The organism is Duganella sp. Leaf61 (assembly GCF_001421905.1).
GTDB classification, from domain to species: Bacteria; Pseudomonadota; Gammaproteobacteria; order Burkholderiales; family Burkholderiaceae_D; genus Rugamonas; species Rugamonas zoogloeoides.
The window spans coordinates 354,876-367,232 of the sequence record NZ_LMLM01000012.1 but is presented as its reverse complement, the minus strand read 5'-3'; the positions used below and the strand labels follow the sequence as shown (position 1 = coordinate 367,232).

General features: G+C 63.9%; 12 protein-coding genes and 1 pseudogene. 6 read left to right on the top strand and 7 right to left on the bottom strand.

The genetic code is table 11. The features are described 5' to 3' along the window. Positions 1-2 precede the first annotated feature (2 nt). Positions 3-794: a PhzF family phenazine biosynthesis protein gene (locus ASF04_RS10675; RefSeq protein ID WP_056140983.1), complete on the bottom strand. Its 792-nt coding sequence runs from the start codon at positions 792-794 to the stop codon at positions 3-5. Between the two features lie 199 nt (positions 795-993). On the opposite strand from ASF04_RS10675, the pseudogene ASF04_RS26735 reads away from it, so the two are divergent. Continuing rightward, positions 994-1,140: pseudogene (locus ASF04_RS26735) on the top strand (type II toxin-antitoxin system HicB family antitoxin); the annotation flags it as partial. Positions 1,141-1,219: 79 nt separating this feature from the next. On the opposite strand, the gene ASF04_RS10670 reads toward ASF04_RS26735, so the two are convergent. Further along, positions 1,220-2,437: a YeeE/YedE family protein gene (locus tag ASF04_RS10670; RefSeq protein ID WP_056141946.1), complete on the bottom strand. Its 1,218-nt coding sequence runs from the start codon at positions 2,435-2,437 to the stop codon at positions 1,220-1,222. Between the two features lie 145 nt (positions 2,438-2,582). On the opposite strand from ASF04_RS10670, the gene ASF04_RS10665 reads away from it, so the two are divergent. Then, positions 2,583-4,304, top strand: a complete 1,722-nt coding sequence (locus ASF04_RS10665; protein WP_056140980.1) for a PQQ-dependent sugar dehydrogenase — start codon at positions 2,583-2,585, stop codon at positions 4,302-4,304. Here ASF04_RS10665 and ASF04_RS10660 read toward each other — a convergent pair whose 3' ends face one another. Beyond that, positions 4,305-4,745 carry a PACE efflux transporter gene (locus tag ASF04_RS10660; protein WP_056140977.1) on the bottom strand — a complete coding sequence of 147 codons (441 nt, stop codon included), beginning with the start codon at positions 4,743-4,745 and terminating at the stop codon, positions 4,305-4,307. It abuts the gene before it with no gap. Between the two features lie 93 nt (positions 4,746-4,838). Between ASF04_RS10660 and ASF04_RS10655 the strand changes: the two genes are divergently transcribed. Further along, positions 4,839-5,750: a LysR family transcriptional regulator gene (locus ASF04_RS10655; protein ID WP_019922952.1), complete on the top strand. Its 912-nt coding sequence runs from the start codon at positions 4,839-4,841 to the stop codon at positions 5,748-5,750. 2 nt (positions 5,751-5,752) lie between these two features. On the opposite strand, the gene ASF04_RS10650 is transcribed toward ASF04_RS10655, so the two are convergent. Beyond that, positions 5,753-7,057, bottom strand: a complete 1,305-nt coding sequence (locus ASF04_RS10650) for a M20/M25/M40 family metallo-hydrolase (RefSeq protein ID WP_056140972.1) — start codon at positions 7,055-7,057, stop codon at positions 5,753-5,755. A gap of 130 nt (positions 7,058-7,187) precedes the next feature. On the opposite strand from ASF04_RS10650, the gene ASF04_RS10645 reads away from it, so the two are divergent. Beyond that, positions 7,188-7,859, top strand: a complete 672-nt coding sequence (locus ASF04_RS10645; protein WP_019922950.1) for a thiol:disulfide interchange protein DsbA/DsbL — start codon at positions 7,188-7,190, stop codon at positions 7,857-7,859. Between the two features lie 56 nt (positions 7,860-7,915). Here ASF04_RS10645 and ASF04_RS10640 read toward each other — a convergent pair whose 3' ends face one another. The 3 genes from ASF04_RS10640 to ASF04_RS10635 form a co-directional block, all read right to left on the bottom strand. After that, positions 7,916-8,437, bottom strand: a complete 522-nt coding sequence (locus tag ASF04_RS10640; protein WP_162241432.1) for a GNAT family N-acetyltransferase — start codon at positions 8,435-8,437, stop codon at positions 7,916-7,918. A 24-nt stretch (positions 8,438-8,461) separates the two neighbouring features. Next, positions 8,462-8,644 carry a hypothetical protein gene (locus ASF04_RS27440; protein ID WP_156368596.1) on the bottom strand — a complete coding sequence of 61 codons (183 nt, stop codon included), beginning with the start codon at positions 8,642-8,644 and terminating at the stop codon, positions 8,462-8,464. 61 nt (positions 8,645-8,705) lie between these two features. Beyond that, positions 8,706-9,404: a TetR/AcrR family transcriptional regulator gene (locus tag ASF04_RS10635; protein ID WP_056140966.1), complete on the bottom strand. Its 699-nt coding sequence runs from the start codon at positions 9,402-9,404 to the stop codon at positions 8,706-8,708. Positions 9,405-9,535: 131 nt separating this feature from the next. Here ASF04_RS10635 and ASF04_RS10630 point away from each other — a divergent pair, with 131 nt between their 5' ends. Together ASF04_RS10630 and ASF04_RS10625 are read left to right on the top strand one after the other, a co-directional pair. After that, positions 9,536-10,711, top strand: a complete 1,176-nt coding sequence (locus tag ASF04_RS10630) for an HlyD family secretion protein (RefSeq protein WP_056140963.1) — start codon at positions 9,536-9,538, stop codon at positions 10,709-10,711. Positions 10,712-10,722: 11 nt separating this feature from the next. Next, complete coding sequence (locus ASF04_RS10625) at positions 10,723-12,345, top strand: DHA2 family efflux MFS transporter permease subunit (RefSeq protein WP_056140960.1); 1,623 nt, start codon at positions 10,723-10,725, stop codon at positions 12,343-12,345. Positions 12,346-12,357 lie beyond the last annotated feature (12 nt).

Genomic DNA, 12,357 nt, shown 5'->3' with positions numbered 1-12,357 from the left:
ATTCACGCAGCTTGTACGCAGCCACCCACCAATATGTCGGCGCCTTCAAGCCGCGTTTCTATCAGGCAGGCGCGTGCCGTTGCCCGGCCCTGGCGCAGCGTGATGCCGTGGCCGAGCAGCGCAGAGAGGGCGCCGGCCGCGACCCCGGTGGCGCTGTCTTCCAGCGCCGGATCGAGATGGTTGAAGTTACGGCCTTCGTAGCTGCCATCGTCAACCTTGCAGTACACGTAGATGCCATTGACGCCTGCGGTTTTGCCCCAGGCGGCGATTGCCGGCAGATCGGGCGTCAGGCCATGCAGCGTGGTTGCATCCGCCACCTCGACCAGCAGCTTTGGACTGCCGACAGAAAATACACGTGCCGGCGCCAGCGGCATCAAACCCAGCGCGGCCAGCAGGCGCCCGATGAGGTCAGGCGCCAGGTTCGGCTGTGATGCATCCTGCCGTTGAAGACGAACCATTACCTGGCCATCGGCACCAGGAACCAGCCCAAGCCGCTGGCCATGCACGGCAGTCTTCACCGTGAGTTCGCGATGGCCGCCATGCTGCATGAACAGGCGCTGGCCGACGGCCAGGGTCGCGTGCAGGCATAGCGGACTGCGCGTGTGCGGATAGAAGTAATCGACGCTTGCCACCACGTTCGCCTCATCGGGCGGATCGATCCAGACGCAGGTGATATTGCGCTCGCGCGCAAAGTCCTGGCGCGCTTCGCGGGGCGAGAAGTCGCCCTCGATGACCAGCGCCGGATTGCCATCGCCTGGCGACTCACCGAAGCATTTGAATCTGTGAATGTGCATGGTGATTCCCCTGTCAATTTGTGATGTTGGCATGCTCGTGTGTCAATGTAGGGCGGTGGACGGTTCGCTGCAAGCCGAGCCACATTTCGTACGTGATGCTGTCAAGTTCTGCGTGTATGATTACACGCCAGCGAGTAGAAAACGGAGCAGGCGATGGATCTTCCCGTGGTGATTTTCAAGGATGAAGGCAGCGTGTACCGAACGCATCAACATCGGTCTGCCGCGGTTTGTTGTAGGCAAAATAGATCGTTACGCGGCGTCCCGCCATGAAACCCGCAGCGGCCTGTTGGCGCGCGCCGTGCTGCAACTGATCGACACCGAATCAAAAGCACTTGGGCGTTCTTGATGATGACGATAATCCCGCTCGCTCACCGTCTGAGCGGCATTTTCATTGACGGGCGCATCGCCAGTCACACTTCTCCACCTCAGCAAGCCGTCGGCTTCACCCGCTCCACCTCCAACCCGAACCATGGCCGCAGCCTGGTGCCGAACACGTTGCCGATGAACGCCGCCACCAGCCACAGCCAGCCGTGCAGGCTGCCCGAAACGATGCCGCTGAAGTAGGCGCCGATGTTGCAGCCGTAGGCCAGGCGCGCGCCGTAGCCGAGCAGCAGGCCGCCCACGACTGCCGCCACCAGCGAGCGCAAGGGCACGCGCCATACCGGCGCGTAGCGCCCGGCCAGGGCGGCGGCAAGCATGGCACCGAACACGATGCCGATGTCCATTACCGACGTGACGTCTTCGATCACCGGCGCATTGAGCGTGGCGGCGTTGGCCGGCGCCGACCAGTAGGTCCAGCTGGCGACGTCCACGCCGGCCAGCATGGCGGCTTTCGCCCCCCACAGGGCAAACGCGGACGTCACGCCCCACGGGCGGCCGGCCAGTGCCAGCGTGGCGAAATTGAGGAGGACGAGCGCGATGCCGCCCGCGACCAGCGGCCACGGGCCGTGCAGCCAGCGCGCCGTGTGGTCGGGTTGCACGTGGGCGGCGACCAGCTTGCCGTGGCGGCGCTTTTCCACCACGACCGTCACTGCAAAGATCAATCCGAACACCAGCCAATTGAGCGCCAGCGCGGGCGCCACGCCCAGCGACTTGACCAGCGAGATCGGCGCCAGTTGCGGCAGCGACGTCCAGAACGGCATGTGGGCCGTGCCGATCAGCGAGCCGCCGATGAACGCCACCAGCGTGACGATCATGCGGGTGCTGCCACCGCCCACCGTGTACAAGGTGCCGGAGGCGCAGCCGCCGCCGAGCTGCATGCCGATACCGAAGATGAAGGCGCCGATCACGACCGACGTGCCGGCCGGCGCCACCAGGCCCTTGACCGGCGCGCCGAACAGCGAGCCAGCCGCCAGCACCGGAAAGAACAGCGCCACGCCCACGGCCAGCATCACCATCTGCGCGCGCAGTCCTTCGCCGCGGCCATCGGCGATGAAGACGCGCCACGCCGACGTGAAGCCGAACGCCGCGTGATATAGCGTGACCCCGAGCAGCGCACCGACCACGTACAGTGCGGCCTGGCGCGGGCCGACGGCCTGGCCCAAATACCACGCGCCAAGTACGACAATGGCGAGCGCGCTCCACAGGGCGCCGGGGTTGATGTTGGACGGAGGGCGCATGGGCGCGGTGATCGTGGTGGACATGGCGATGGGATAAAAAATAAGTAAGTTGGCATTCTCCGCCTTTTTGCTGCGAAGCGGCGCAATCATGTTTCTGATTAAAACCGCGCGGCGGTAGGCGAGGGCGGTGAAGTATGAAAGCATGGCTGTCCGAACAATGAGGTTAGCCATGCACCAAGCCACCCCGATCCGACTCCTGCCCTTGCTCTTCGGCCTGACACTGGCCGTCACCCAAACCACCCAAGCTGCCCCGCTCGATGGCAAGCGCATCTTCCAGAACAACTGCGCGATGTGCCATTCCGCGTCGCCCGACATGGCCACGCTGGCCGGGCCGCCGCTGTTCAATGTAGTCGGGCGCAAGGTCGCCGGCGTGGCGGGCTTTGCTTACTCCGATGCCTTGAGCGCGCTGGGTGCAAAGAACAAGCGCTGGACCGCGCAGGAACTGGAACTGTTCCTGAAAGACCCCAGCGCCTACGCGCCCGGCACCTCGATGCCGATCGCGGTTGCCCAGCCGGCCGAACGCGCGGCGCTGGTTGCGTACCTGGCCACGGCCGTGGGCAAGGCCGAGATCAAGGCTGCCACGCCGGCTGTATCAACAGCATCCACCGCCAGCAACGCCAACAACACCAGCAAGGAAGAACACTGGAGCGACGACCAGCCCGGTCGCATCCATGCAGTGCGCATGGCCGACCTGCCACCGCCGTTTGCCAGTGCCAGCGCCGGCAACAACCCGAAGACCGTGCCGCGCCCGCAAGGCGTGCTGCCATCGGTGCCGGCCAACTTCGCCGTCAACCTGTGGGCGACGGACCCGGATCGTGGCCGCGTAATGGCCAAGGCGCCCAATGGCGACATCTTCATCTCGTCCACTACCAAGCGCCTGATCAAGGTGTTCAGGTCCAGCACCGGCGCGACCGCCGACAAGATCAGTGTGTTCGCCGACAAGCTCGATCGGCCGTTCGGCTTCGCCTTCTGGCCGGCAGGACCGAACCCGCAGTACCTGTACGTGGCCAACGTCAATTCCATCATCCGGTTCCCCTATAAAAACGGCGACCTGGTGGCCGGCGCACCGGCCGAAGTGGTGGTGCCCACCCTCACGGCGGAGACGGGCAGCCATTCCTCGCGCACGCTGGTATTTTCCAGGGATGGCAAGACCATGTATTTGTCGATCGGCTCCGCGTCCAACGTGGCCGAGGGCATCGGCGCCACGCCGCCGGAACCGCTGAAGCAGTGGGAAGCAAAACACGGCCTTGGCGCGGCCTGGGGGGCGGAGCTGGACCGCGCAGTGGTGCTGGCGTTCGACCCCGATGGCAAGAACAAGCGTACCTTCGCCACCGGCCTGCGCAACTGCGTGGGCATGTATTTGTATCCGCGCACGGGCGATTTGCTGTGCAGCGTGAACGAGCGCGATATGCTCGGCGATAACCTGCCGCCCGACTACCTCACGCGCGTCAAGGGCGGCGCGCACTATGGCTGGCCGTGGCACTACATCGGCAACAACGAGGAGCCGCGTTTGCAGGGCCAGCGTCCCGACCTCAAAGACAAGGTTACTGCGCCGGACCTGCTGCTGACGGCCCATTCGGCGCCGCTGGGCATGATCATGTACGACGCGTCCACCGCCGCCAAAGCGGCCTTCCCGAAGGAGTATCTTGGCGATGTCTTCCTGGCCCTGCACGGCTCCTGGAACCGCGCCACGCGCACTGGCTCGAAAGTGGTGCGGGTGTTCATGAAAGACGGTGTGCCGACCGGGAAGTACCAGGACTTCATGACCGGTTTTGTCGTCAGCGACAAGGAGGTGTGGGGCCGGCCGTCGTCGGTGGTGGTGCAGGACGACGGCTCGCTGCTGGTCGATGACGATGTCACCGGAGAGATCTGGCGAGTGGCCCCGAAATAATCAGGCCGCCTGCGGCCGCCCGCCCTGCGCCGAGGCGGGCAGGCCGAAGATGCGGTCGAACGCCAGGCTGAACAGGAAGGTGTACACCAGGAAGAACACCACGATCCACAGGTCGACGATGAACGCCTCCCACAGCGAGATCTCGAGCCACCACGCGAATAGCGGCACCAGGAACGCCACCAGGCCACCTTCGAAGCCGATGGCGTGGGCGATGCGCCGCGCCACGCTGCGGCCCTTGGTGGTCTGGCGTGCTTCCCACGCCTCGAACATGGAATTGAAAATGAAATTCCAGACCACGGCAACGGTGGACGACGCCACGGCCGCCACGCTGGCATGTGCGCTGCTGCTGCCAGCCAGCAGCATCAGCGTGGTGGTGGTCAACCCCACCGCAAACAGTTCGAACAGCGATACATAGACAATCTTGCGCTTCAATCCTTGCATGATAGATTCCTTCAAACATCAATCGAGCGATGATAGTTGAAGTGATCTGATAGTAAAAGTCGACAGCTATCAGTTTTTGTGACAGCATGGTGAATGGCCTTTTCCAGCGACAACGTCGATCTGTTCCTTGCCGTGATCGACCACGGTTCTTTTTCCGCCGCCGCCCGCGCGCTTGGCCGGGTGCCGTCGGCCGTCAGCATGGCGATTGCCAACCTTGAGGCCGAGCTGGACCTGCAACTGTTCGAGCGCAACTCGCGCGCCGTGATCCCCACCGACATGGCCCGCGCGCTGGAAGCGGAGGCGCGCCACATGGCCGGCCAGATGCGCCGCCTGCAGGCCCACGCCTTGTCGCTGCACCAGGGGCTCGAGCGCCGGCTGACGCTGGCGGTGTCGCCCGAGCTGCTGTCGGCCGCGTGGGGCGAGCCGCTGGCGCGCCTGGCCGACGAATTTCCGTCGCTGGAAGTTGATGTACTGTCCGCGCCGCAGGCCGATGCGCGCCGCATGCTGCACGACGGTACTGCGCAGCTGGCGCTGCTCTACGACCGGCCGCAGGTCGATGAACGCGAAAGCTTCCAGGAACTGGGCAGCGAGGTGCTGGTCGCCGTGCTCTCGCCGCAGCATCCGGCAGCGCGCGAGCGCAATGGCCATTTCCGGCTCGAAGACCTGGTCGATATCCGGCAGGTAGCCATCGTCAGCCGCGCCGCGCACCAGGAGGACAAGCGGGTGCTGGTGTCGCGCAAGCTGTGGCGCACCGACAGCCACCAGGCCACGCTGGAGCTGGTGCAGGCGGGCATCGGCTGGGCGTTCCTGCCCCGGCGCCTGGTGGCGCCGCTGCTGGCCGACGGCGAGCTGCTGGTGATCGATTTCGCCAGCATGAGCAACCAGCTGCGTTTATGGGTGGACGTGGTGTGGGTGAACGACCGCCCGCTGGGCCTGGGCGCCAAGCGGTTGATTGCGCTGATGAAGGATATCGGCGGGTTGGAGGCCCGCCCCGGCCACGTGTAGCTTCAACGGGTCAGGCGGTAGATCAGCAAAGCGCTGCGGATCGTGGCCTTTTCCAGCGAGGCGATTTCCAGGTCTTCATCCGGCGAATGGGCGCCGTTGCCGGCCACGCCCAGGCCATCGAGACTGTCCACCAGCGAGGCCACGAACTGGATGTCGCCGGCGCCGCGCTGGCCCGGGGGCAGGGCGGGAATGGCGCCCAGGCCGGCGTCGCTGCTCGCCTGCGAATACACTTTTAACACCGCCAGGTTGCCGGGCGTGGGCGCCATCGGCGGATAGGCGTCGTGGAAGCTGATGCTGGCGCTGGTGCCGGGCAGGTTCTGCGCGACGATGGCGCGCATCTTGGCGTGGGCCCGGTCGCGCTGTTCGTAGGTGAGGTAACGCAGGTCGCCGTGCACCAGCGCGGTCCTGGCGATCACGTTGGTTTTGCCGGCGGCCTGGCCTTTCGTGCCTGTCTCATCGACGCCAGCATCGGTGCCGCCGAGGACCAGTCCCGCGCTGAACGTGAGATCGGGTTCGATCACCTGCTGGCGGAAGCCGTCGAGGATGCGCGCCGCTTCGTACACGGCGCCATAACCCGCCTTGTCGGTGAAGATGGTGCTCGAGTGGCCCTGCTTGCCCTTGACTTCCAGCTCCCACGACGACGCCGAACGGCGGCCGATGGTGCCGGTGTCCTGGCCCTCCTGGTTGCGCATGGTGCCTTCGAAGGAGAGCGCGATGTCGCTGCGTTTGGCGGCGGCTACCATGTCGGCGCGCGACGTGGCGATCGGTTCGCCGGCGCTTTCTTCGTCGCCGGTGAACATCACGGTGATGGTGGTGTTATCGAGCGCGCCGGCGCTTTTCAGCGCGCGCAGCGCTTCGAGGATGACCACGTCGCCGCCCTTCATGTCATTGACGCCCTGGCCGCGCACGCGGTCGCCGTTGCGCTGCCACAGCTGCACCGGGCTGTCTTTTTCAAACACGGTGTCGAGGTGGCCCAGCAGCAGCAGCCGTTTGCCTTGTTTGCCCTCGCGTGTGCCCACCAGGTGGCCGGCGCGGCGCATGGCTGGCGGCAGGTCGATCCAGCGCGTGGCAAAGCCCAGCTGGTCGAGTTCACGGCGATACATCTTGCCCACTTCGCGCACACCGTCGATGTTCATGGTGCCGCTGTTGATGTTGACCGATTGCTCCAGCAGTTGCAGCGCCTGCGGTGAACGGGCCTTGATGGCGGCGACGATGTTCTGCTCGACGGGGGACAGTTCGGCGGCGTGGGCGCAAGACATGGTCATGGCCAGGGCCAGCCAGGCGGGCGACAACAGCGGTATTTTCATGGGGGATCCTGGGGCAGATGTGTAAGCAATTGTAGCGTAGTGTGAATTGCGGCCGCAGCGCCGCCACCGCGCGCCGGAAGCTGTTATATTCGCAGTGCAGATTTTTTGCAGATTTTTTTAAAGGATAACCATGCTCCGTCGTACGTTCCTGACCGCCGCTGTCACTGCCGCTGTTGCCGCCATGTTTGCCGGTACCGCTTTTGCCACGCCCACCGCACCGAAGAGCGGCGCCGAGTACACCACGCTGAAAACGCCGCAGCCGGTCCAGGCCGAGGGCAAGAAGGTCGAAGTGATCGAGTTCTTCATGTACCACTGCCCGGCGTGCTACGCGCTGGAGCCGGCCATGCTGGACTGGGTCAAGAAGCAGGGCGACAACATCAGCTTCCGCCGCATCCATTTGCCGCTGACCGGTGAAAAAGATCCGGAAACCCATCTGTTCCTCACGCTCGAAGCGATGAAGCTCGAGTCGCAGCTGCACGCCAAGGTGCTGCAGACCTGGCACGTGGAACGCAAGCGCCTGCAAAGCGACGACGCCAACATCGAGTGGGCCGTCAAGAACGGCATCGACAAGGAAAAATTCCTGGCCGTGTACAACTCGTTTGCAATCAACAACCGCCTGAAAAACGCCGGCCGCGTGGCATCGTCGTATGAAGTCAACAGCACGCCGACCATCATCGTCAATGGCCGCTACCTGACCAACCCGTCGATGGTGGACGCCGCCAACCCCGGCATCCCGCGCCAGCAGCTGACCGCCGCCACGCTGCAAGTGCTCGACGCGCTGGTCGCGCAATCGCGCAAGTAATTCTCTGGCAGGCCAGTGTGAGGAAGCCGCCTGGTGCAAGCCGGGCGGCTTTTTGTTTATGGAGCAGGGAGCGCCAGCGCATAGCGGTAAGCGTACGCCCACCGCTCCTGCTCGCCGCAGATTTCAGGCAATGGCGCCAGGTCCAGGCGCATGAAACCGTGCTTTTCCGCGATGCGGCGCGAGCCGGGGTTGTCGTCGGTGATCCATGCGTCGATAGTGCGCAGCTGGTAGTCGTTGCAGGCGGCATCGAGCAGGTGGCGTAGCGCCAGGCTGCCCAGTCCTTGCCCACCAGCGTCATGGGCGATGCGGTAGCCGACTTCGCCGGTACCCGCCGCGCGGTCGATATGGCGCAGGTTGGCGCGGCCCACGATGACGCCGCCGACGTCAACCAGCACGCAGGGCAGCATGGCGCCTTGGTCGTGCAGGTCGAGATATTCGGTGATGTGGGCGGTGATGCCCTGATGGGAATAGAACGAGGGCGCGCGGGCCGCCACATGCTGTTCGAACCACGTGCGGTTGGCGAGCTCGAACGCCAGTAATGCTGGCGCGTCGGCTGCTTGCAGCGTGCGGATGATCATGTGACCGGCCATCGCGCGGATGGCTTAGTTGACCGTGAAGCGCGCCGGAATTTCGATGCCGCCGTTGCGGGCTGCTTCGGCGTAGGCTTTCATTTCTTCGATGACGGCGTCCAGCTGTTCTTGTCCCGGATTGGCCTGGAAGCTCTTGATGCGCTCGTTCATGACCGTTACTTGTCGGCTCCAGTCCAGTCTATTTGTTTTGCTCATATGCACTCCTTGTAAAGGATTAGTATAGATCAAATGGCAAAGTTGTACAGACCTTTGGTGTCTAAAGAACCACGCTGCGCAGGAACAGGTCGAGGCCCTGGGCTGCCTGGCGCCGGATTTCAGCATGGGAAGGTTGATGGTCCGGTGGAAACAGCATGCGGCTCATGGTGTCGCCCATCAGGCAGTTGACAAAATGGACCGGAAGAAATTCGTGGGGCAGGTCGGTGCGCAGCCTTGGCTTGATGTCGTCGCGGGCGAAAAACTTGCCCAGTTGCTCGCGCGATTTGCGCGGGCCGGCATCGTAAAAGGTTTCTGCCAGCTCGGGCGTGGTGCGCGCCTCGGCCACCACCATGCGGTGCAGGTTGACGAATGCCGGCTGCGACACCAGTTCCAGGAAGCGCAGCGCGTAGTCGCCCAGGATCGCTTCCATCGGGCGCATGTCGGTTTCCAGGCTGGTCATGTCGGAGAAAAACCTGGCGCGGCCCCGGGTGATGGCCGCGCTCAGCAGGCCGGCCTTGCCGCCGAATTTCACATAGATGGTGCGCACGGCAACATGGGCTTCACGGGCAATCATTTCCAGGCTGACCTTGCTATAACCCTTTTCCATGAACAGTTGGGCAGCAGTGTGCACCAGCGCCTGTTCGCGGGCTTCCTTGTCGGCTGCGCGCGGCCGGCCGGCCGATTTGCCGAAGCACGGTTCGTGCGGCGCGGCGTCCGGACAGTCGAGTTCTTCCTCGGTTGAAATGTTGTCTTTTTTCATGGTGATCGATGATAGCGAATGGCGCCATGCTAGTCCAAAATAAAATGAAATGCAATCGTTTCATTTCTTGACTTCCAATTGAAATCATCCAATAATGCGCTCATCCCCTTTCATTATTTTCGGAGCAGTGCATGTCCAGCCCACAACAGCAAGAACAAAAAGGTCCAAGCGCGGTACCACCCCAGGCAGCCCAGCCGAGCCAGGATGCTCCGGCGCCTCCGGCCAAATCGAACCGCAAAGTGCTGGTCATTGCCGGCATCATCGCGCTGGTCGCCATCGGCGCCGGCGGCCGCATGTGGTACCGCAGCCATAACTTCGTCGAGACCGAGAATGCCTACGTGGCTGGCCACGTGCACCCGGTATCGGCGCGCATTTCCGGCGTGGTGACCAAGGTGCTGATCGACGACAACCAGGTCGTGCGCGCCGGCGACGTGATCGCCGAACTCGATCCGTTCGACCAGGGCGTGAAGGTCGAGCAGATCCAGGCGCAGATCGCCAGCGCCGAGCAGCAGGTGCTGCAGGCCGACGCCCAGATCATGCAAGTGAAAGCGCAAGCCAGTTCGGCCGCCGCGCAAGTGGCGCAGTCGCAGGCGCAACTGCTGCGCGCCAAGCAGGACGCCGACCGTTTCGGCCAGCTGTACAACGACCAGATGAAAGCCGTCTCCAAGGCGGAACTCGACGCTGCCGTTGCAGGCCGCGCCAGCGCCACCGCCGACCTGGCCGCGCGCAAGGACAACGCTGCCGCCGCCCGCGCGCAAATCACTGCCGCCGAATCGGCGCGCGACGTGCTCAAGGCGCAGGTATCGGTGCTGCGCGTGCAACTGAAGGACGCCCAGCAGCAGCTGGCCTACAACCACATTCTGGCGCCGGTCGCGGGTCGCATCGGCAAGCGTTCGATCGAAGTGGGCCAGCGCGTGCAGCCGGGCCAGCAACTGACCGCCATCGTGCAGGACAACGTGTGGCTGACCGCCAACTTCAAGGAAACCCAGCTGGCCGAGATGCATGCGGGCCAGGAAGTCAAAGTCACCATCGACGCCATGCCGGGCAAGGAATTGATCGGCACCGTGGAGAGCTTCGCGCCAGCGTCGGGCGCGCAGTTCGCGCTGCTGCCGGCCGATAACGCCACCGGCAACTTCACCAAGATCGTCCAGCGTGTGCCGGTCAAGATCGTGTTCAAGCCGGAAGACGTGAAGGCCCTCAATGGCCGCCTGGTGCCGGGCATGTCGGCGATCGCCGAAGTGGCGATCCACCAGGACGAGAAAAAGTCCGAGCGTAAGGTCGCTGCCGCACCTGCCACGGTCCAGTAAGGAACGACATCATGGCCAGTTCCACATTCGATCCGCCGGCGTCAAGGGCGGCGGGAAAGGCTGCACCCGCCGCTCCGCCGGCGCCGAGCGAAAAAGTCACGGCCCGCACCTGGATCGCGATTGCCGCCGGCATGCTGGGCGCCTTCATGGCGGTGCTCGACATCCAGATCACCAACTCGTCGCTCAAGGACATCCTCGGTTCGCTGTCGGCCACCCAGGAAGAGGGCTCGTGGATCGCCACGGCCTACCTGGTGGCAGAGATCGTCGTCATTCCGATGACCGGCCTGTTTACGCGGGTATTTGGCACGCGTAACTACATGATCGGCACCACCGCGCTGTTCCTGCTGTTCTCGACCCTGTGCGGCTTCGCCTGGAACCTCGAGAGCATGATCATCTTCCGCATGATGCAGGGCTTTACGGGCGGCGCCCTGATCCCGATGGCCTTCACGCTGGTGATGACGCAGCTGCCGCCATCGAAGCGCGCCACCGGCATGGCCATCTTCGGCTTGACCGCCACGCTGGCGCCGTCGATGGGCCCCACGCTCGGTGGTTACCTCAGCGAGCTGTATGGCTGGCCGTCGATCTTCTACCTGAACTGGGTGCCGGGTTTGCTGCTGATCGGCGGCATCGCCTATGGCCTGGACAAGGAAAAATTTCAGCCGTCGCTGCTGTCGGGCGCCGACTGGAGCGGCATCTTTTTCATGGCCGTGGGCCTGGGCAGTCTCACCATCTTCCTCGAAGAAGGCAACAGCAAGGACTGGTTCGATTCGTCATTCATCATCACCTTTGCCGCGCTGGCGATCTTTGGTTTGCTGGGCTGGGTAGTCAACAGCGCGTTGAAGAAGCAGCCGTTCGTCAACCTGGCCCTGTACGGCCAGCGCAACTTCGCTGCCGCTACCGCGTTGTCGATGGCGATGGGCATGGGCTTGTACGGTTCGTCGTTCCTGCTGCCGCTGTACCTGGGCCAGATTCCCGGCTACTCGCCGATGCAGATCGGCGAAGTGATCATGTGGTCCGGTTTGCCGCAGCTGTTCATCATGCCGTTCGTGGCCAAGCTGTCGTCCAAGGTCGATAACCGCATTTTGTGCACGTTCGGCCTGCTGCTGTTCGGCGGCTCGTGCCTGATGAACTCCTACATGGACGCCACTACCGGCTATGACCAGCTGCTGCTGTCGCAGATCGTGCGCGCGCTGGGCCAGCCGTTCGTGATGCTCACGCTGTCGAACTTTGCCATGAACGGCATCCAGCCCAGGGACATGCCATCGGCCTCGTCGCTGATCAACATGACCCGCAACCTGGGTGGCTCGATCGGTATCGCGCTGCTGGCGACCGCATTGACGTCACGCGAGCATTTCCACTCGCAGCGCATCGGCGAATCGGTCACCGGCTTCGCAGCCGCCACGCAGGAACGTTTATCGGTGCTGACGCAATCGTTCATCGGCCAGGGTTTCGACTCGACCACCGCATCGAACATGGCGCTCAAGGCCATCGACGGCATCGTGCGGCGCGAGTCGTTCGTGATGGCCTACAACGACGGCTTCTTCCTGGTCGCCATGGTGCTGTTTGCCTGCATCGGCGTGCTGTGGTTCTCGGACAAGGTCAAAGCCCCTTCGGGTGGCGGCGGCGGGCACTAATCTAAAAATTTT

Coding starts and splice junctions, on each gene's coding strand:
- ASF04_RS10650 (WP_056140972.1), bottom strand. CDS start 7,057: ATGAAAATACCGCTGTTGTCGCCCGCCTGGCTGGCCCTGGCCATGACC.
- ASF04_RS10645 (WP_019922950.1), top strand. CDS start 7,188: ATGCTCCGTCGTACGTTCCTGACCGCCGCTGTCACTGCCGCTGTTGCC.
- ASF04_RS10630 (WP_056140963.1), top strand. CDS start 9,536: ATGTCCAGCCCACAACAGCAAGAACAAAAAGGTCCAAGCGCGGTACCA.
- ASF04_RS27440 (WP_156368596.1), bottom strand. CDS start 8,644: ATGAGCAAAACAAATAGACTGGACTGGAGCCGACAAGTAACGGTCATG.
- ASF04_RS10660 (WP_056140977.1), bottom strand. CDS start 4,745: ATGCAAGGATTGAAGCGCAAGATTGTCTATGTATCGCTGTTCGAACTG.
- ASF04_RS10670 (WP_056141946.1), bottom strand. CDS start 2,437: ATGTCCACCACGATCACCGCGCCCATGCGCCCTCCGTCCAACATCAAC.
- ASF04_RS10635 (WP_056140966.1), bottom strand. CDS start 9,404: ATGAAAAAAGACAACATTTCAACCGAGGAAGAACTCGACTGTCCGGAC.
- ASF04_RS10655 (WP_019922952.1), top strand. CDS start 4,839: ATGGCCTTTTCCAGCGACAACGTCGATCTGTTCCTTGCCGTGATCGAC.
- ASF04_RS10625 (WP_056140960.1), top strand. CDS start 10,723: ATGGCCAGTTCCACATTCGATCCGCCGGCGTCAAGGGCGGCGGGAAAG.
- ASF04_RS10665 (WP_056140980.1), top strand. CDS start 2,583: ATGCACCAAGCCACCCCGATCCGACTCCTGCCCTTGCTCTTCGGCCTG.
- ASF04_RS10640 (WP_162241432.1), bottom strand. CDS start 8,437: ATGATCATCCGCACGCTGCAAGCAGCCGACGCGCCAGCATTACTGGCG.
- ASF04_RS10675 (WP_056140983.1), bottom strand. CDS start 794: ATGCACATTCACAGATTCAAATGCTTCGGTGAGTCGCCAGGCGATGGC.